The sequence below is a fragment of the Streptomyces sp. NPDC090083 genome (genome assembly GCF_044747445.1).
In the GTDB taxonomy this organism is placed as follows: domain Bacteria; phylum Actinomycetota; class Actinomycetes; order Streptomycetales; family Streptomycetaceae; genus Streptomyces.
Genome location: NZ_JBIVED010000003.1, coordinates 566,019 through 583,530, shown reverse-complemented (window position 1 = coordinate 583,530; position 17,512 = coordinate 566,019). Strand labels below are relative to the sequence as shown.

Below are 17,512 nucleotides of genomic sequence, written 5' to 3'. Positions count from 1 at the left end.
TCCCTGGATAAGCCGGGCCGAGGGGCGCACCCTGGAAGCGTGAACCGAGCCGAACTCGCCGACTTCCTGCGCCGGGGCCGGGCCCGCCTGGACCCCGCCGACGTAGGCCTCACGGCCGGCGCCCGCCGCCGTACGCCCGGGCTGCGCCGCGAGGAGGTGGCCCAGCTGGCCGGCATGTCCGTGGACTACTACACGCGGCTGGAGCAGTCCCGAGGCCCGCGGCCGTCCCGCCAGATGCTGACGGCGCTGGCGCGGGCGCTGCGCCTGACGGACGACGAACGCGACCATCTCTTCCACCTGACCGGTGAGGAGCCACCGCGCCGGGGCGCCCCGACGGGGCATCTGCGCCCCGGTCTCCTGCTGGTGCTGGACCGGCTGCACGACACCCCGGCCCATGTGTCGAGCGACTGCGGGGAGATGATCGCGCAGAACGCGATGTCACGGGCGCTGTCGGGCGACGCGATGGCGAGGCCGCCCCGGGAGCGCAACCTGCTCCGGCGTTTCTTCCTGGACCCGGCCGCCCGGGAGATGTTCCCGCCGGAGGACGTGCCGGAGCACGCCCGTCTCCACGTGGCGAACCTGCGGGCGGTGGCCGCGGCCCGCCCCGACGATCCCGAGCCGGCCGCGCTGGTGGCCGAACTCCGTTCGTCCAGTGCGGAGTTCGCCCGGCTGTGGGAGGACCACGAGGTGGCCGTCCGCCGTCGGTCCACCAAGCGCTTCCGGCACCCGCAGGTGGGCCTCCTGGAGCTGGACTGCGAGATCCTGCTGAACCAGGACGCCCACCATCTCCTGATCATCCACACGGCCCGCCCGGGCACGGAGTCGTACGAACGCCTCCGGTTGCTGAGGGTCATCGGCCTCCAGGACCTGTCCCCGGCCCACCTGACCGGCTGAGCGCCCCGGCTCGGCCGCCTCTAGAAGCCCAGCTTCCGCAGCTGTCGGGGGTCCCGCTGCCAGTCCTTCGCGACCTTCACGTGGAGGTCGAGGAACACCGGCGTGCCGAGCAGCGCCTCGATCTGCTTGCGCGACGTGATGCCGACCTGCTTCAGCCGCGCGCCCTTGGGGCCGATGATGATGCCCTTCTGGCTGGGCCGCTCGATGTAGACGAACGCGTGGATGTCCAGGAGCGGCTTGTCGGCGGGCCGGTCCTCGCGCGGGAGCATCTCCTCGACCACGACGGCGATGGAGTGCGGCAGCTCGTCCCGCACCCCTTCCAGCGCGGCCTCCCGGATCAGCTCCGCGATCATGACCTGCTCGGGCTCGTCGGTGAGGTCGCCCTCGGGGTAGAGCGCGGGGCCCTCCGGGAGCAGCGGGATGAGGAGATCGGCGAGCAGGTCCACCTGCTGGTCGGCGACCGCCGAGACCGGCACGATCTCCGCCCACTCGAACCCCAGCTCCTTGCCGAGCTGATCGATGGCGATCAGCTGCTCGGCGAGCGCCTTCGAGTCCACCAGGTCGGTCTTCGTGACGATCGCGATCTTCGGCGTCTTCTTGATGGACGCGAGTTCCTTGGCGATGAAACGGTCACCCGGGCCGAGCTTCTCGTTCGCCGGGAGGCAGAAGCCGATGACGTCGACCTCGGCCCATGTCGTGCGGACGATGTCGTTGAGCCGCTGGCCGAGCAGCGTGCGCGGCTTGTGGAGCCCCGGGGTGTCCACGAGGATCAGCTGCGCGTCCGGCCGGTGGACGATGCCGCGGACCGTGTGCCGCGTGGTCTGCGGCTGGTTGGCGGTGATCGCCACCTTCTGGCCGACCAGAGCATTCGTAAGGGTGGACTTGCCCGCGTTGGGGCGGCCCACGAAGCAGGCGAAGCCGGCGCGGTGGGGAACCTCCGACGACGCAGACGGCTTGGATGACGGGGTACGAACGCTCATGGCGCCCATTGTCCCTGATCCACAAGCTCCCGCCGCACAACAGTCCACCCGTGCCCCGCACGGTGAGGCTTCGGAAACCCCGCGGCAATGAAACGTCACGGAAACATCCCCGTGCACAACCGGAAACCCGGGCCGGTGACCCTCTGACGAGCCCCCACACCGTTGGAGACGACCGTGACCCTCCCCGTCACCGAAGCCGCCGCGCATGTCGACACCGGCGACACCGCCTGGCTGCTCGCCGCGACCGCCCTCGTCCTGCTGATGACCCCGGGCCTGGCCCTGTTCTACGGCGGCATGGTCCGCACGAAGAGCGTGCTCAACATGCTGATGATGAGCTTCGTGTCGATCGCCCTGGTCACCGTGGTGTGGCTGGCCGGCGGCTACGCGCTCGCGTTCGGCGACGACATCGGCGGCGGACTGCTCGGCGGACTCCGGCACGCCGGCATGGCGGGCCTCGGCCCGGACAGCGTGCACGGCACGGTCCCCACGCTCCTCTTCGCCACCTTCCAGCTGACCTTCGCGATCATCACGGCCGCGCTGATCAGCGGCGCGGTCGCGGACCGGGTGCGGTTCGGGGCGTGGCTGGTGTTCGTGCCGGTGTGGGCGCTCCTCGTATACGTTCCCGTCGCGCACTGGGTGTGGGGTCCGGGCGGCTGGATCGCGGCGCACCTCGGGGCCCTCGACTTCGCGGGCGGCCTGCCGGTCGAGATCACCTCGGGCGCCTCGGGGCTGGCCCTGTGCCTGGTGGTCGGCCCGCGGCTCGGCTTCAAGAAGGACGCGATGCGGCCGCACAACCTCCCCATGGTGATGATGGGCGCGGGGCTGCTCTGGTTCGGCTGGTTCGGCTTCAACGCCGGTTCCGCGCTCGGCGCCGACGGCCTCGCCGCCGCGGCCTTCCTCAACACCCTCGCCGCGGGCTGCACCGGCCTGCTCGGCTGGCTCTTCGTCGAGCAGCGGCGCGACGGCCACCCGACGACCCTGGGCGCCGCGTCCGGCGCGGTCGCGGGCCTGGTCGCGATCACCCCGTCCTGCGGCTCGGTCTCCCTGCTCGGCGCGCTGGTCGTCGGCCTGGCCGCCGGCGCCGTCTGCTCGTACGCGGTCGGCTGGAAGTTCCGGCTGAACTACGACGACTCGCTCGACGTCGTCGGCGTCCACCTGGTCGGCGGCGTCATCGGCACCCTGCTGATCGGCGTCTTCGCGGTCACCTCCATGACCGGCGGCCCCGAGGGCCTCCTCTACGGCGGCGGGCTCGCCCAGCTCGGCAGGCAGCTGGTGGCCGTGGTCGCCGTGGGGGCGTACGCGTTCCTCATGACGTACGGCATCGGGAAGCTGCTCGACCGGGTGATGGGGCTGCGGGCGAGCGAGGAGGAGGAGCGGACCGGGCTCGACCTTACGGTGCACGCCGAGAGCGCATACGATCACGGCGTCCTGGGCCACGGAGCCCCGGTCGGCGCAACCCTCCCCTCCACGCAGAAGGTCAGCCCCCAGGCATGAAGCTCATCACCGCGATCGTCAAGCCGTACCGCCTCGACGAGGTCAAGACGGCGCTCCAGGAGCTCGGCGTGCACGGCCTGACCGTCACCGAGGCCAGCGGCTACGGCCGGCAGCGCGGCCACACGGAGGTGTACCGCGGCGCCGAGTACCGCGTCGACCTCGTCCCGAAGGTGCGGATCGAGGTCGTCGTCGACGACGCGGACGCGGACGCGGTGATCGACGCGGTCGTCAAGGCCGCGCAGACGGGGAAGATCGGGGACGGGAAGGTGTGGTCGGTCCCGGTGGAGACGGTCGTACGGGTTCGGACGGGCGAACGCGGCCCCGACGCGCTCTGACCGCCAGCGCTCCCCCGACGAACCCGACCACGAGCAGCAGCGCCGCCGCGAGCCACGGCAGCGCGAAGAAGGACGCGCTCGCCGACTGCTTCGTGCCCGGCGCGCTCGCGGTCAGCGTGACGTCCCCCCAGTCGAGTTGGGGCGCTCCCTTCCACGGCTCGCTCAGCCGCACGCGCTGGCCGGGCAGCAACTCGGCCGGGATGCGCGTCAGTCCGCGCGACAGCAGCGTACGACCGAACAGGCCCTGTGCCTTCAGCGTCACCTTCGGATCGAGGGTGACGTTCCCGGTGTTGTGCAGCGTGTAGGAGATCGTGGCGTCGCTGTTGCCCAACCCCGGTACCAGCGGCTGGTGGTGGGAGACCCGCACGTGTTCCACGGCGAGCGCGGGCAGTGTGGGACCGCCGACCCGGAGGTAGACGCGGGCGCCGACGGCCCGCTGCACGCCGAGGGCGAGGGAGCCGTCGCCCTTGTCGACATGCTCGTCGAGGGCGACCAACGCGCCCGGGTGGTCGCCCGGTTCGGCTCCTTCGGGCACATGCAGGGTGAACGGCACGGTGACCGTCCTGTGGGCGGGCACGGTCACCCGGGACCTGGCGGGCTTCGCCCAGGCGCCCACCCCGCGCATCGTCTCCTTCATGGTCCGCACGGCGAACCCGCCGTCCCGCGCGGTGTTGTAGGCGTCGGCCGCGTACAGCCGGAAGGTGAGCGGCTTCGCCGTCTTGTTGGCGACGACCACCTTGTCCCGGACGGTCTGGCCGGGGTCGGCGGAGAGATAGAAGTACGGCCGCGCGGCGATCTGCGACGCGGCCGGGTAGACGGACCAACTGCCGTTGTCCGCCGCGTGACCGGCGGGCGCGGCGAGCAGGCCGAAACAGAGACTCAGGAGGAGGACGTACAGCTTGCGCATGGGTGCGGACCCCCACGGACGAGGTGCGGCGGTCGGGCGGGTGCGGGCGCCCGGCCACCGGAGGCGAGCGGGACGGTCAGGTGAGCGTGAGCGTCAGAACGCCGGAGTACGAGCCCGGAGGCGTGAACGCCGGTACGTTCAGGGAGAGTCCGGCGTCGACGGTGAACTGGCCGCCGGTGAGCGTGCCGTCGGGCGTGGACGCGAGCGTCGCTCCCGATGTGCCCACCGTGCCCGCCGAACCGGCGACACACGTGCTCGGACTGCCCGCCTTGGTGGCGCAGGCGGGGGTCCAGCTCAGCGCCCCGGCATCGATCTTGGCGCCGGGACCGGTGAAGTCGGTGACCTTGCCGGTCAGGGACCAGCCCGCGGGTCCGCCGCGGAAGTCCTGGACCGTCACCGTGTTGAGGGCGCCCGTGGAGGCACCGCCCTTGCCGAAGTCGACCGCGGACAGGCCCACGGCGTCCCCGGCCTGCGCCATGGACAGCGTGCCCGCCTTGACGGTCGTCGTCAGCTTCTGGCTGCCCGGCGGAACGGGCGTGGTGTCGTTGACGACGTAGGCGGCGGGACCGGCGCCCAGGTCGGTGCTCCACGCGCTGCCCTCGTACGCCACGATCCCGGTCGTCGTCTTGTCGTTGACGACCAGCGAGCCGCTGATGGTGCCGGCGCTGGTGGCCGTGACGGTCGCCGTGTCCGCGGTCTGCGCGCTGCCGGACCGCCCGGCCAGGGTCACAGTGGCACCCGGGGTGAAGTTGCTGCCGGTCACGGCGACGCTGTCACCGGCGTTCCCCGAGGCCGAACCCAGGCTGATCGCACGGGTGTTGACCGGCACGGTGGACGTCGCGGTGACGGTCTCGGAGACCGGCGCCGGCGGGTTGATCACCGTGCAGGGGGTGTCCAGCTCCAGGATGTAGCTGGTGTGGATGTTGTAGTCGCCGGGCGAGAGGGTGATCGCGCCCGGGGTGGTGACCGTGAAGGTGCCGGTCATGGAGAACGACGGGAAGGCGCCGTTGCCCGGCACCGGGTCGTTCTTCTTGGGTCCCGCGACCGTGAGACTGCCGGTCTGCGCCCCGCCGAGGGTGACGGTGCCGGTGGGCGTCATGATGTCGGCCGGCAGGGCGATCGCGGTCGGGTTGCTGGCGGCCGGCGTGACCACCGTGTACGTCACGGTGACGGTGTCGCCGACCTTCGGAGCGGTGTTGTCGACCGTGATCGCGGCGGTCGTGGTGCCGTCGATCGGCGGGATGCCCGCGATCGCCGGCGGGATGCAGTGCGTGGCGAAGTCCACGTTCGTCGACGCGCCGGCCGGACAGGCCAGCGCACCGCCCGTGGCGACCGCGAGCGCGGTCACCCCGAGCAGTGACGCCCAACGGCGTCTTCGGGATGTCGTAGCCATGGCTGTGCCCCCTCCTGAGGACGGTGGGCACAGCGGCTCGTCCGCGCCCACAGGGGGCATTGATGTGGGGATCGCGTGAGAAGTCAATGGAGATGGACGAACAAACTGATGGGCCGTCAGTTCCTGCTCGGCAGCGGGAACCGACGGCCCGATTGGAGCCGTGGGGGGAATTCTCAGTCGAACACGAACGGGCCCGGCGACTGCGGCGCGGTGGCCGTGCAGGTCACGGCGATGCCGAAGATGGTCATCTGGAGCGAGCCGCCGTACGCCTCCAGGCTGTCGCCGGAGGCCACGGTCCCGTCGAGCGGACCGACGGTGACGGCGTCACCGGTCGCCATGGCCGGGTTCCTCGTCCCGCTGAAGACGGTGGTGCCGCCGCTCGCGTTCACGAAGGTGAAGGTGGAGGAGATGGAGTCCTGCGACAGGGCCAGGGGAGCGGTGATGGACGAGGTGACGGTGACCGTGGCCGCCGTGCCGTCCTGCGTGGCCGTGATGGTGGCGTCGCCGCCGCCGAAGATGCCGCAGTCCGCGGTGATCGTCGCCGTCTGGGGAGTGACGGCGAGCGCGGTGGGCGCGAACGCCAGCGAGGCGGCCGCGAGGACCCCCGTCACCAGTGCCGCACCCGTGCCGATTCGCTTGCTTCTGAGCTTGCCTTTCATGGATCCGGTTCCCTTCCCGTGTCGGGGAATGCCATGTGGGGACGGACGGGAGAAACCCGTCGAGGATCCCTCGCGGACACGGTGCGGTGCGCCGCGCGAGCGGAATCTGACGGACCGTCGGAACGTACGGTTCCATTGATGCGCGGGAGGCGCGGGGAGAGCAAGGGCGAAATCCGGACGGGCTACTTCCGGACACGGGCGCGGCGGTCGCCCCGCGCACGGCTCAGCCGGCGGTCACCGTCGACCGCACCACCCCGTCCGGTCCGGCCACCAGCACGGGCGTCTCCGGCCCGCCCAGATCCCGCACCGCCGCCAGATCCTCCGCGGCCACGGACTCCGCCTCCGTCACCACCGCCGCCGCCTCAAGGGACTTAGCCCCGGACGCCACGGCCATCGCCACCGCCGTCCGCAACGCGCTCAACGACAGCGAGTCGAGGGCCACCGTCCCCGCGACATACGTACGTCCCGTCTCGTCCCGTACGGCCGCGCCCTCCGGCACACCGTTGCGGGCCCGCGCGGAACGGGCCAGGGTGACGATCTTGCGGTCCTCGGGGTCAAGCGCGCTGCTCTCGGTCATGCACAGAGCATACGAAGGACCGGGAGACTCCTCCCGCCACGGGGTCCACCGCCCCGCACCGCCCGCCGCGCCCGGCCGGTCGGCGGCCGGGACCTCGGTCCACCACCCGGATCGACGGATCGGTCAGCATGCCGGTCAGCTCGGCGGCCCGCTCCGCGGCCGGCGCGCTGAGATGCCCCGCCCCGTCCATGCACCGGCCGACGACCACCGACTCGCCCCGATTCACGGCCGGTCCAGCCGCAGCCGCTCCGCCCTCGGCAACCCGGCCACCACCAGGTCGTAGGAGTCCTCGACCAGCTCCCTGAGCAGCCGGTCCGGAAGGCCCCCGTCCACCGTCACCGTGTTCCAGTGCCGCTTGTTCATGTGGTACCCGGGGACGATCAGCCCCTGGTGCTCCTCGCGGAGCCGGAGCGCGTCCTCCGGGTCGCACTTGAGGTTGACCGTGAGGGGCGTCGCGTCCAGGCGGGTCAGGGCGAAGAGCTTGCCCAGGACCTTGAACACGGACATCTCCGGGCTGAAGGGGAACTCCTCGACCGCCTCGTTGAACGACAGGCAGAACGCGCGCAGTTGCTCGGGGCTCACTCCGGTTTCGTCTCCTCCTCGGGCGGCTCGGCCGGGTCCACCGGCTCCACCAGCACCGTGACGATCTTGTTCCTGCGGCCCGCCGAGGCCTCCGCCGTGAGGCGCAGTCCGCGTCCGTCGGGCAGTTCCACGAGGGAGGAGGCGCCGGCGATGGGGACCCGGCCCAGGGCCTTCGCGAGCAGGCCGCCGACGGTCTCGACGTCCTCGTCGTCGTAGGCCTCGAAGCCGTACAGCTCGCCGAGGTCGCCGATGTCCAGGCGGGCGGTGACCCGGTAGCGGTCGTCGCCCAGCTCCTCCACCGGAGGGAGTTCACGGTCGTACTCGTCGGTGATCTCGCCGACGATCTCCTCGAGGATGTCCTCGATGGTGACGATGCCGGCCGTGCCGCCGTACTCGTCGATGACGACGGCGACGTGATTGCGCTCCTGCTGCATCTCGCGCAGCAGGTCACCGGCGTTCTTCGTGTCCGGGACGAAGGTCGCGGGGCGCATGGCCGTCGAGACCAGCTCGGACTCGGCCTCGCGGCTGATGTGGGTCTTGCGGACCAGGTCCTTCAGATACACGATCCCGACGATGTCGTCCTCGCTCTCGCCCGTCACCGGGATCCGCGAGAAGCCGGAGCGGAGCGCGAGGGTGAGGGCCTGGCGGATCGTCTTGTAGCGCTCGATGACCACCAGGTCCGTGCGCGGGACCATGACTTCACGCACCAGGGTGTCGCCGAGCTCGAAGACGGAGTGCACCATGCGGCGCTCCTCGTCCTCGATCAGCGACTCCTTCTCGGCGAGGTCCACCAGCGCCCGCAGCTCGGCCTCGGACGCGAACGGGCCGCGCCGGAAACCCTTTCCGGGCGTGAGCGCGTTGCCGATGAGGATCAGGAGGTACGGGACCGGGCCCATGATCCGCGCGAGCGGCAGCAGCACGTACGAGGCCGCCGTGGCCGTGTTCAGGGGATGCTGGCGGCCGATCGTGCGCGGGGAGACGCCCACCGCGACGTACGACACGAGGACCATGACGCCGATCGCGGCGAGCAGCGCGGGCGCGGTGCCGTGGATCACGTGCAGGCACTCGTAGGTGACGAGCGCGGCGGCGGCCATCTCGCAGGCCACCCGCACCAGCAGCGCGACGTTGAGATAGCGGGTCGGGTCGGCGGCGACCTGCGCGAGCTTGGCGCTGCCGCGCCGACCGGACCGTACGGCCTCCTCGGCGCGGAAGCTGGAGACGCGCGCGAGGCCCGCCTCCGCGCAGGCGGCGAGCCAGGCGACGACGACAAGGGCGATGGCCCCGAGGACGATCTGAGGACTCATGGGATGCGGTGACCCGGTGCCCTAGGAGACCGTCGGCGCCGGGGAGGGGCCGGTGTGGCCCTTCTCCGCGCGCCAGCCGTCCACGATGGCGGCCTGGAGGCCGAACATCTCGGCCTTCTCGTCCGGCTCCTCGTGGTCGTAGCCGAGGAGGTGCAGCACACCGTGGACGGTGAGGAGTTGGAGCTCCTCGTCCATGGTGTGCCGCGTCTCGGCCTCGGCGCCCTGCTTCTTGGCGACCTCCGGGCAGAGCACGATGTCACCGAGCAGTCCCTGCGGGGGCTCCTCGTCGTCCTTGCTCGGCGGACGCAGCTCGTCCATCGGGAAGGACATGACATCGGTCGGCCCGGACAGGTCCATCCACTGGATGTGGAGCTGCTCCATGGCGTTCTCGTCCACGACGATCACCGAGAGTTCGGAGAGCGGGTGGATGCGCATCCGCGCGAGGGCGTAGCGGGCGATGTCGAGGATCGCCTGCTCGTCGACCTCGGTTCCGGACTCGTTGTTGACGTCGATCGACATGGTCGCGCTGATCTACTTCCGCTTGTCACGGGCGCCCTTGTGGGTGCCGTTCTCCGTACCGTGCTCGTTGTCGTACTTCTCGTACGCGTCGACGATACGGCCGACCAGCTTGTGCCGGACGACGTCCGCCGACGACAGGCGGGAGAAGTGCACGTCGTCGAGCCCCTCCAGGATGTCCTGCACCTGCCGCAGCCCCGACTTCGTGCCGCTCGGCAGGTCGACCTGCGTCACGTCACCAGTGATCACGATCTTCGACTCGAACCCGAGCCGGGTGAGGAACATCTTCATCTGCTCGGGGCTCGTGTTCTGGGCCTCGTCCAGGATGATGAAGGCGTCGTTCAGGGTGTTGTGCGTCAGCAGGTAGTCCTGAGTGACGTACAGGGAGTCCTCGGCCGCCACCTGGATGCAGACCGTCTCTTCCCTGCCTGCGGGCTCGATGCTGTCGATGAAGCGCATCGGGCGTCCGCCGCCTCCGGCCGCGTGGTACTTGTCGCGCTTGCGGGTGAGGCGGAAGGGTTCGATTCCTTCGGGAAGGCGAATCTCCACGACATGGGTGTCATAGCGGTGGGCTGCCAGAGCCGTGCCCTGCTTACGGCCTTCGGCAGGCCGACGGCGCGTGTACGCGACGCCGCCGAGCGACTGGACCAGGGCGATGATGTCGTCGCGCAGAATGATCGACGCGGTCGAGAACTGGATTCGGCACGAGCGGTCGGACTGGGTGACCGGTCCACCATCGGAGTCCAGCAGGCCTTGGAGAACGGCCAGCCGTACGTCGGCCGTGTTGTACAGGTAGTCGTTCGGGACGAACTTGGTGTGCGAGCGAGTGCGCAGCAGATCCAGCTCGCGCAGAACCCGTGTGACGGGGTTCTCCAGGGTGACCACGTCCCCGGGGGCCTTGATCCGATTGAGGACGTAGTCGGGTCCGCTCCGGTGTCGCACGGCGACACCGGGCAGCGCGCTTTCGAGTGCCTCGGCCAGCTCCCGGTCCTCCGTCGAGAAGGACGGGGTCGTGGAGCCCGTGAGGCATCCGTCCCCCAGCAGCAGCCCCAGCGCGTACGGGTCCATGGGTACATCCCGCTCGGGGAAGGACACCGGCGCGGTGAGCATCGGCAACTCGTACCTGCGAGCATGCGCCGCCCGCAGGTTGCCGATCATCTCCTGGGTCTCCAGGACCCGCCACGGCTTGTCGCGCCGCTTGTCCGAGGCCGTGCGGACCGTCCACAGGTGCTCGCCGCAGCACAGGGTCCAGGAACCGTCCTGGGCCGTGACGCGGTAGATGTCCTTCTCGCCCTGCGGATACACGCCGAGGACCGGGGTCGGCTCACCGTTCGAGCCGACGACCAGGTCGCCGACCTCAAGGTCTCCGATGGGGCGCCAGCCGTCCGGCGTGAGGACGTTGGTGAAGATCGGCTGCGCTCTTCCGCGCATGTACGCCAGCGGCGCCACCTCGATCGTGCCCGCGGCCATCAGCTTGGGGATGGACTCCGGGTCGAGCATGTCGTGGAGGGCGTCGTACAGGGGGCGCAGGTACGGGTCGATCTTTTCGTAGAGGGTGCCGGGGAGGAAGCCGAGGCGCTCGCCCGCCTCCACCGCCGGGCGGGTGAGGATGATGCGGTTGACCTGCTTGGCCTGGAGGGCCTGGACGGCCTTGGCCATGGCGAGGTAGGTCTTGCCGGTGCCCGCGGGACCGATGCCGAAGACGATGGTGTGCTTGTCGATCGCGTCGACGTACCGCTTCTGGTTGAGGGTCTTGGGGCGGATCGTGCGGCCTCGCGAGGACAGGATGTTCTGGGTGAGCACCTCGGCCGGTGTCTCCTCAGGGCCATCCCCGTTCTCGCTCGCCCTGAGCATGGCGATCGAGCGTTCCACTGCGTCCTCCGTCATCGGCTGCCCGGTGCGGAGCACCAGCATCATCTCGTCGAACAGGCGCTGGACGAGGGCGACTTCACGGGCGTCGCCGGCCGCGCTGATCTCATTGCCCCGGACGTGGATGTCGGCCGCCGGGAAGGCCCTTTCGATCACGCGCAGGAGGGCGTCCCCTGATCCCAGGACGGTGACCATCGGGTGCTGGGCGGGGACCGTGAACTGTGCTCTCGCCTGCTCCCGCGCGGGGGTGTGAGCTGTGGGTGTCTGAGTCATGGGCCGGCTCTGTGGCCTTGCTCGTCCTCCTGGATCGACTCGCCCGCCACAAGGGCGGCCTGGTGGTTTCAAGGGTACGCCGGGCCACTGACAACGCCGTAGGGCTTTTCGGTGACCGTCGGGCCACGAAATCCGGGTGGCCGGTGGGACGCGGGAGTCGCGCGGGGTGATGGTGCCCAGTCCGGGCGCGGTCCGGTCGCGGGGCGGGCGCAGAGGAGGCGCGCGGGATGACGCCGTGAGCCCTGTTTGCGCCCCCTCGCTTGTCAGGACAATGCCCTGTGTCCGTCAGGTGAGCCTTGCAGGGAAAGCAGGTCGGTCGCTGTGCTCGTGCGTCTGCCCAGGTCCGTGTCCGAAGCACAGTCGTGCCTGGCCGAGGGGGCGGTTCCCGTCGGCGGGGCGACCCTGGTCTGGGCGGGCTGGCAACGGGACGGTTTCCCGGAGCGGGCGGTGTCCCTGCGCGAGGTGCCCGAGGCCAGGGTGATCGGGGACGGGACGCTGGGCTCGGCCGTACTGCTGCACGAGATCGACGAGCGGGTGCCGGAGGTGCTGCGGCAGGCCGCGCGCGGGGTGGGCACCGGTGCGGTGCGCAGGACCGCGACGGTCGGCGGGAACATAGTGGGCAGCACGCTGCGCTGTCTGCTGCCCGCCGCGCTGGTCCTGGACGCCCGCGCGCTGGTCCTGGAGCAGGACGGCCCCGTCGAGACCGACCTCGCGGAACTGCTCGCGAAGAAGCCCCTGCTGCTGAGCCTGCGCTGGCCCGAGCCGGTGGCCACCGGCTACCGCAAGCTGACGGATCAGCTGCGGGGCGAGGTCCCCTTCGTGGTCGCGGTGGCCGTGGGCGCGGCGGCGGGCTCGGACACGGGCCGGGTCCTGCGGGTGGCGGTGCGCGACGGATACGACGTGACCAGCGAGACCGTCCCGTACGACCCGGACACCGGCCGGATCCTCCGCGCCCTGGCGCTGACTCCGCTGGGCACGTTGCCCGAGGCGGTCTTCGAGGCCGTGCGGGACGTGGTCGGCGGTGTGGTGGAGCGGGCGCAGGCCCGCTGAGGAGAGCCCTGCGGCGGCTGCGCAGGAACGTTCACCCGGACGGGCCGCGCAGCGGACGCGCGGCGCACGGCTCGCCGTCCCTCACGTGGACCTGCCGAAGCCGATCGTCGGCACCGCCCGGCGCAGCGGCCACGGGCTGTCGCCGCCCGGCTCCTCCTCCGGGACCAGTCCGGCCAGGAACGCGTACCGGTCCAGGGCCGTCGGGTCCTGGCCCGCGACGGAGTGGACCTTGCGCCACCACGCGCCGATCTCGGACCAGCCCGGTGCGGAGAGGGAGCCGCCGAACTCCTGGACGGAGAGGGCGGCGGTGAGACCGGCGAAGGCCAGACGGTCGGCGAGCGGCCAGCCGGCCAGGGTGCCGGTGACGAAGCCTGCGACGAAGACGTCACCCGCGCCGGTGGGGTCGAGGGCCTCCACGGCGATCGCCGGGACCTCGGCGGACTCCCCCGTACGACGGTCCACGGCGTACGCGCCGTCCGCGCCGAGGGTGACGACGGCGAGCGGCACGTGGTCGGTGAGCGCGTGGGCGGCGGCGCGGGGGCAGTCGGCGCCGGTGTAGCGCATGGCCTCCTCGGCGTTCGGCAGGAACGCCTCGCAGTGCGCGAGGTCGGGGAGCCCGGCGAGGTCCCAGGCGCCGGTGTCGTCCCAGCCGACGTCGGCGAAGATCCGGGTGCCCTCGCTCGCGGCCTGCGCGACCCAGGGGGCCTGCTTGCCGGGGGTGAGGGAGGCGACGGCGGCACGCGCGCGCGGCGGGCGGTCGGGTGCGCCGCCCTGCCCGAACACGGCCTCGGGGGGCGGCTCGTGGCCGTGCGAGACCATCGTGCGTTCCCCCTCGTACGCCATCGACACGGTGACCGGTGAGTGCCAGCCGGACACGGTGCGGGAGGCGGAGAGGTCGATGCCCTCGCCCTGCGCGAGCGCGTCCCAGCAGTACTCGCCGTAGTGGTCGTCGCCGAAGGCCGCGGCGAGGGAGGTGCGCAGGCCGAGCCGGGCCAGCGCGGTCGCCATGTTGGCCACCCCGCCGGGGCTCGATCCCATCCCCCGCGCCCAGGACTCGGTGCCGCGCACCGGCGCGGATTCGAGGCCGGTGAAGATGATGTCGAGGAAGACGGTGCCGGTGAGGTACACGTCCCAGGGCGGATCGCCCGCCGCGCGCAGCCCGGCCAGGGGGTCGACCTCGGTGGCCCGGCAGGACGGCCCGGCACTGCCGGAGGTGGACGCGTTGGACGCGGTCACGGTGCGCTCCCTGACGTGATACGGATCAGGCCAGTGTGCACCACCGCGGACCCGTGCCGCCGACTCCCGCTCCGGGACCTCCCGTCGCATCCGTTCCGGCCTGCCGCAGGTCCGGGCGCCACGGCGGCGGCCGTGCCCGGTGCCGGTCCGTGCGCGGGGCCGGCGGGGGCGCGTCCGGATCCGGCCGCGCCCGGCGTCGTCGCGCGCCCCTACCAGCGGGGCATCGACGGCGTGACCCACTCCGGGTCGGTGATCCGCATGGCCGCCGCGTCGTCGCGCTCGCGCAGCGTGCCGTCGTCGTCGAGCCAGCGCCGGTGCAGGAACTCCAGCTTGGCGCGGTCGAGTTCGACGCCGAGGCCGGGCGCGTCGGAGACGGCGACCTTGGCGTCGGTGAAGGTGAGGCGTTCGGTGAGGACGTCCTCCGACTGCCAGGGGTAGTGGGAGTCGCAGGCGTGGTGGAGGTTGGGGACGGTCGAGGCGACATGGGTCATCGCGGCGAGGCTGATGCCCAGGTGGGTGTTGGAGTGCATGGAGATGCCGACGCCGAACGTGCGGCAGATGGCGGCCAGTTGCTGGGTGTTGCGCAGTCCGCCCCAGTAGTGGTGGTCGGAGAGCACCACCTGTACGGCGTCCTTCGTGAAGGCCTCCTCGATCTCGGCGAACGTCGTCACGCACATGTTGGTGGCCAGCGGCACCTCGGTTCCGGCGGACACCTCGGCCATCGCCGGGGTGCCGAGCGCCGGGTCCTCCAGGTACTCGAGGACGTCGCCGAGTTCCTTCGCGACCTTCAGTGAAGTCTCCACGGACCAGGCGCCGTTGGGGTCGAGGCGCAGGGGGTGGCCGGGGAAGGCCTGCGCCAGCGCCCGTACGGCGGCGATCTCCTCGTCCGGCGGGAAGACACCGCCCTTGAGCTTGAAGGAGGTGAAGCCGTACCGCTCCTTGAACAGGCGTGCCTGCTCGACGACTCCGGCCGGGTCGACCGCCGCGCCCCAGTCGTCCTGTTCGCTCGGCACGCCCTCGGGGTGTTCGGCCCACTTGTAGAACAGGTACGCGCTGTACTCGACGGCATCCCGCACCTTGCCGCCGAGCAGGGCGTGCACGGGCAGTCCGAGCGCCTTGCCGAGGGCGTCGAGGCAGGCGACCTCGAAGCCGGAGACGACGGACAGGCGCAGCTTGTCGGCGGTCTGGACTCCGCGGAGCCCGCCGACGTCGACCTGTCCGAGGACCCGCGAGCTGTCGACGGCCAGTTCGTCGGCGACCGTGAACAGGCCGTTCAGGTCGCTGACCTGACGGCCAATCAGCTTTTCGGCGAAGGGCCGGGCCAGCTCCAGGTACTTGGTGTCGCCGTAGGTCTCGCCGAGGCCGGTGACGCCGTCGGCGGTCTCGATCTCGACGATCAGGCGCGGGGTGAAGGGCTGGTGGACGCCCTGGGTGTTCAGCAGGGGCGGGTCGGCGACCAGGATCGGGGTGAGTCGGACGTCGGCGATGGTGAGGTTCACAGCGCGGCTCCTACGAGGTCGAGTCCGGTGGCGAGCAGGACGGTGAGGTCGGCCAGGTCGGCGGCCGAGGGGTCGGTGAGCGGGGCGCGCACGGGGCCCACCGGGCGTCCGCGCAGCCGGGCCGCCGCCTTGACCAGGGAGACGGCGTATCCCGGTACGCGGTCGCGGAGTTCGACGAGCGGGATGTAGAAGTCGCGCAGCAGTCGCTCGACCGTCTTGGCGTCGTCGTCGCGCAGGGCGGTGAAGAAGGCGTTCGCGATCTCGGGGGCGAAGGCGTGGACGGCGGAGGAGTAGGCGGGGATGCCGACGGTGGCGTAGGCGCGGGCCTGGATCTCGGCGGTGGAGGCGCCGTTGAAGAAGAGGAAGCCCTCGGGGGCGGCGAGGGTGAGGCGTTGCAGGCGGTCGAGGTCGCTGTGACCGTCCTTGAGGCCGATGACGCCGGGGATCGCCGCGATGCGCTTCAACGAGCTTGCGGTGAAGGCGACTTGGCCGCGCTGGTAGGCGATGAGCGGGAGCCGGGTGCGGGCGGCGAGCTGCTCCAGCTGGGCGACCAGGCCGTCCTGCGGGGCGGCGACGAGGTAGTGCGGCAGGACGAGGAGGGCGTCGGCGCCGGCCTCCTCGGCGATGCGGGCGAACCGGGCGGCCTGGGCCCAGCCGTAGCCGACTCCGGCGACGACGGGGACGCGGCCGGCCGCCTCCTGGACGGCGAGGGTGACGACCGTGCGGTACTCGTCCTCGTCCAGTGAGAAGAACTCGCCGGTGCCGCAGGCGGGGAACACGGCGCCGGGGGCGGTGTCGATCTGGGCCGCGACATGGGTGCGGAAGCCGGCGGGGTCGAGGGAGCCGTCGTCGTGGAAGGAGGTGAGCGGGAAGGAGAGCACTCCGCCCGCCATCCCGTCCCGGAGCCTGCGCACCACGGTCTCCGTGTCGGCGTTCACTGCCATCTCCCTATGTAGACGTTATCCACGTATGAAAACAGAGATTAGATACGCGAACCGCGGCCGTCAATGGGGCCTGCCGCGGAGCACCGGCGGGGCCGTCGCGCCCCGGTCCGCTCTCGCTACCATCGGCGCATGTCAGAGCCCGGTGGCGTCCGCGAGGTGAAGTCGGCCGCCCGCACGGTCGAGCTGCTCGAACTGCTCGCCGCGCGCGGCGACCGTCCCGCGCGCCTCCAGGAACTCGCCGACGAGCTGGGCGTGCCGCGCAGCTCCATGTACGCCCTCCTCCAGACCCTGATCGCGCGCGGCTGGGTCCGTACGGACATCACCGGCTCGCTCTACGGGATCGGCATCCACGCGCTGCTCACCGGCACGACCTACCTGGACTCCGACCCGCGCGTGCGGACCGTACGGCCCTGTCTCGACGAGGCGTCCGAGGCGCTCGGCGAGACGATCCACCTGGGGCGGCTGGACGGGTGGGACGTGGCGTACCTGGCGACGCGGGAGTCGCACGAGTACCTGCGGACGATCAGCAGGGTGGGACGGCGGCTGCCGGCCCATGTCGGCGCCCTGGGGAAGGCGTTGCTGGCGGAGCGGCCGGACGAGGAGCTGCCGGACGGTCCGTACGAGGCGGCCACGCCCCACACCCGTACCGACCGGGCGTCCCTGGCCGCCGATCTCGCGGCCGTCCGCGCCCGGGGCTACTCGATCGACCGCGAGGAGGCCGTGCCCGGGATCGTGGGGTTCGGGTTCGCGCTGCGGTACGACAGTCCCGCGCTGGACGCGATCAGCTGCTCGGTGCCGGTGGGGCGGCTGACGGCGGGGCGCGAGGGGGAGATCGTGGCGGTGATGCGCGCGGTGCGGGCGAAGATCGAGGCGGCGCCGCCCACGGCCGGGGGAGCCGTGCGCTGGCGCTAGCCCGCGCGTCCTCCCGGGACTCCCGCGGAAAAGTGAACGCCGTCGAAAGATTTGGGGCGCGCTCCTGCCCCGGGTTCGTCCCCCCAAA

Annotated in this window: 17 protein-coding genes; 5 read left to right on the top strand and 12 right to left on the bottom strand. The window is 71.5% G+C overall.

Translation table 11 applies throughout. The features are described 5' to 3' along the window. Positions 1 to 39 precede the first annotated feature (39 nt). Complete coding sequence (locus ACIPTO_RS13600) at positions 40 to 894, top strand: helix-turn-helix transcriptional regulator (RefSeq protein WP_366313675.1); 855 nt, start codon at positions 40 to 42, stop codon at positions 892 to 894. 20 nt (positions 895 to 914) lie between these two features. On the opposite strand, the gene era is transcribed toward ACIPTO_RS13600, so the two are convergent. Beyond that, complete coding sequence (gene era / locus ACIPTO_RS13595) at positions 915 to 1,874, bottom strand: GTPase Era (protein ID WP_366313674.1); 960 nt, start codon at positions 1,872 to 1,874, stop codon at positions 915 to 917. Positions 1,875 to 2,048: 174 nt separating this feature from the next. Here era and ACIPTO_RS13590 point away from each other — a divergent pair, with 174 nt between their 5' ends. Further along, positions 2,049 to 3,368 carry an ammonium transporter gene (locus ACIPTO_RS13590; protein ID WP_366313672.1) on the top strand — a complete coding sequence of 440 codons (1,320 nt, stop codon included), beginning with the start codon at positions 2,049 to 2,051 and terminating at the stop codon, positions 3,366 to 3,368. Beyond that, positions 3,365 to 3,703, top strand: a complete 339-nt coding sequence (locus ACIPTO_RS13585; RefSeq protein WP_366313670.1) for a P-II family nitrogen regulator — start codon at positions 3,365 to 3,367, stop codon at positions 3,701 to 3,703. Before ACIPTO_RS13590 ends, ACIPTO_RS13585 begins: the two co-directional genes overlap by 4 nt. Here ACIPTO_RS13585 and ACIPTO_RS13580 read toward each other — a convergent pair. From ACIPTO_RS13580 to ACIPTO_RS13545, 8 genes are all read right to left on the bottom strand, one after another. Continuing rightward, positions 3,597 to 4,610, bottom strand: a complete 1,014-nt coding sequence (locus tag ACIPTO_RS13580) for a WxL protein peptidoglycan domain-containing protein (protein WP_366313668.1) — start codon at positions 4,608 to 4,610, stop codon at positions 3,597 to 3,599. The genes ACIPTO_RS13585 and ACIPTO_RS13580 overlap by 107 nt on opposite strands. Positions 4,611 to 4,686: 76 nt before the next feature. After that, entirely contained in the window at positions 4,687 to 6,003 is a 1,317-nt protein-coding gene (locus tag ACIPTO_RS13575; RefSeq protein ID WP_401191457.1) for a beta-xylosidase, read from the bottom strand. 173 nt (positions 6,004 to 6,176) lie between these two features. Then, a complete protein-coding gene (locus ACIPTO_RS13570; protein ID WP_366313664.1) occupies positions 6,177 to 6,662 on the bottom strand; it encodes a hypothetical protein in 486 nt (161 codons plus the stop codon). A gap of 223 nt (positions 6,663 to 6,885) precedes the next feature. Further along, positions 6,886 to 7,239, bottom strand: a complete 354-nt coding sequence (locus tag ACIPTO_RS13565) for a cytidine deaminase (RefSeq protein WP_366313662.1) — start codon at positions 7,237 to 7,239, stop codon at positions 6,886 to 6,888. Between the two features lie 222 nt (positions 7,240 to 7,461). After that, positions 7,462 to 7,821: an MmcQ/YjbR family DNA-binding protein gene (locus ACIPTO_RS13560; RefSeq protein WP_366313660.1), complete on the bottom strand. Its 360-nt coding sequence runs from the start codon at positions 7,819 to 7,821 to the stop codon at positions 7,462 to 7,464. Beyond that, positions 7,818 to 9,125 (bottom strand): hemolysin family protein, encoded by a 1,308-nt coding sequence (locus ACIPTO_RS13555; RefSeq protein WP_366313658.1) that lies wholly within the window; start codon positions 9,123 to 9,125, stop codon positions 7,818 to 7,820. Before ACIPTO_RS13555 ends, ACIPTO_RS13560 begins: the two co-directional genes overlap by 4 nt. Before the next feature lie 21 nt (positions 9,126 to 9,146). Continuing rightward, positions 9,147 to 9,644, bottom strand: a complete 498-nt coding sequence (ybeY, locus tag ACIPTO_RS13550; protein ID WP_366313656.1) for an rRNA maturation RNase YbeY — start codon at positions 9,642 to 9,644, stop codon at positions 9,147 to 9,149. Between the two features lie 12 nt (positions 9,645 to 9,656). After that, the gene (locus ACIPTO_RS13545; protein ID WP_401191453.1) at positions 9,657 to 11,783 is read right to left on the bottom strand and encodes a PhoH family protein; all 2,127 of its coding nucleotides are present in this window, start codon (positions 11,781 to 11,783) and stop codon (positions 9,657 to 9,659) included. 321 nt (positions 11,784 to 12,104) lie between these two features. Here ACIPTO_RS13545 and ACIPTO_RS13540 point away from each other — a divergent pair, with 321 nt between their 5' ends. After that, positions 12,105 to 12,833 (top strand): FAD binding domain-containing protein, encoded by a 729-nt coding sequence (locus tag ACIPTO_RS13540; RefSeq protein ID WP_401191451.1) that lies wholly within the window; start codon positions 12,105 to 12,107, stop codon positions 12,831 to 12,833. An 81-nt stretch (positions 12,834 to 12,914) separates the two neighbouring features. Here ACIPTO_RS13540 and ACIPTO_RS13535 read toward each other — a convergent pair whose 3' ends face one another. From ACIPTO_RS13535 to ACIPTO_RS13525, 3 genes are all read right to left on the bottom strand, one after another. Continuing rightward, positions 12,915 to 14,069 (bottom strand): carbohydrate kinase family protein, encoded by a 1,155-nt coding sequence (locus tag ACIPTO_RS13535; RefSeq protein ID WP_401191449.1) that lies wholly within the window; start codon positions 14,067 to 14,069, stop codon positions 12,915 to 12,917. Positions 14,070 to 14,278: 209 nt separating this feature from the next. Further along, positions 14,279 to 15,568: a glucarate dehydratase family protein gene (locus ACIPTO_RS13530; protein ID WP_401191447.1), complete on the bottom strand. Its 1,290-nt coding sequence runs from the start codon at positions 15,566 to 15,568 to the stop codon at positions 14,279 to 14,281. Further along, positions 15,565 to 16,512 (bottom strand): 5-dehydro-4-deoxyglucarate dehydratase, encoded by a 948-nt coding sequence (locus ACIPTO_RS13525; protein WP_366313646.1) that lies wholly within the window; start codon positions 16,510 to 16,512, stop codon positions 15,565 to 15,567. Before ACIPTO_RS13525 ends, ACIPTO_RS13530 begins: the two co-directional genes overlap by 4 nt. 129 nt (positions 16,513 to 16,641) lie before the next feature. On the opposite strand from ACIPTO_RS13525, the gene ACIPTO_RS13520 reads away from it, so the two are divergent. Next, positions 16,642 to 17,424 carry an IclR family transcriptional regulator gene (locus tag ACIPTO_RS13520; protein WP_366313644.1) on the top strand — a complete coding sequence of 261 codons (783 nt, stop codon included), beginning with the start codon at positions 16,642 to 16,644 and terminating at the stop codon, positions 17,422 to 17,424. Positions 17,425 to 17,512 lie beyond the last annotated feature (88 nt).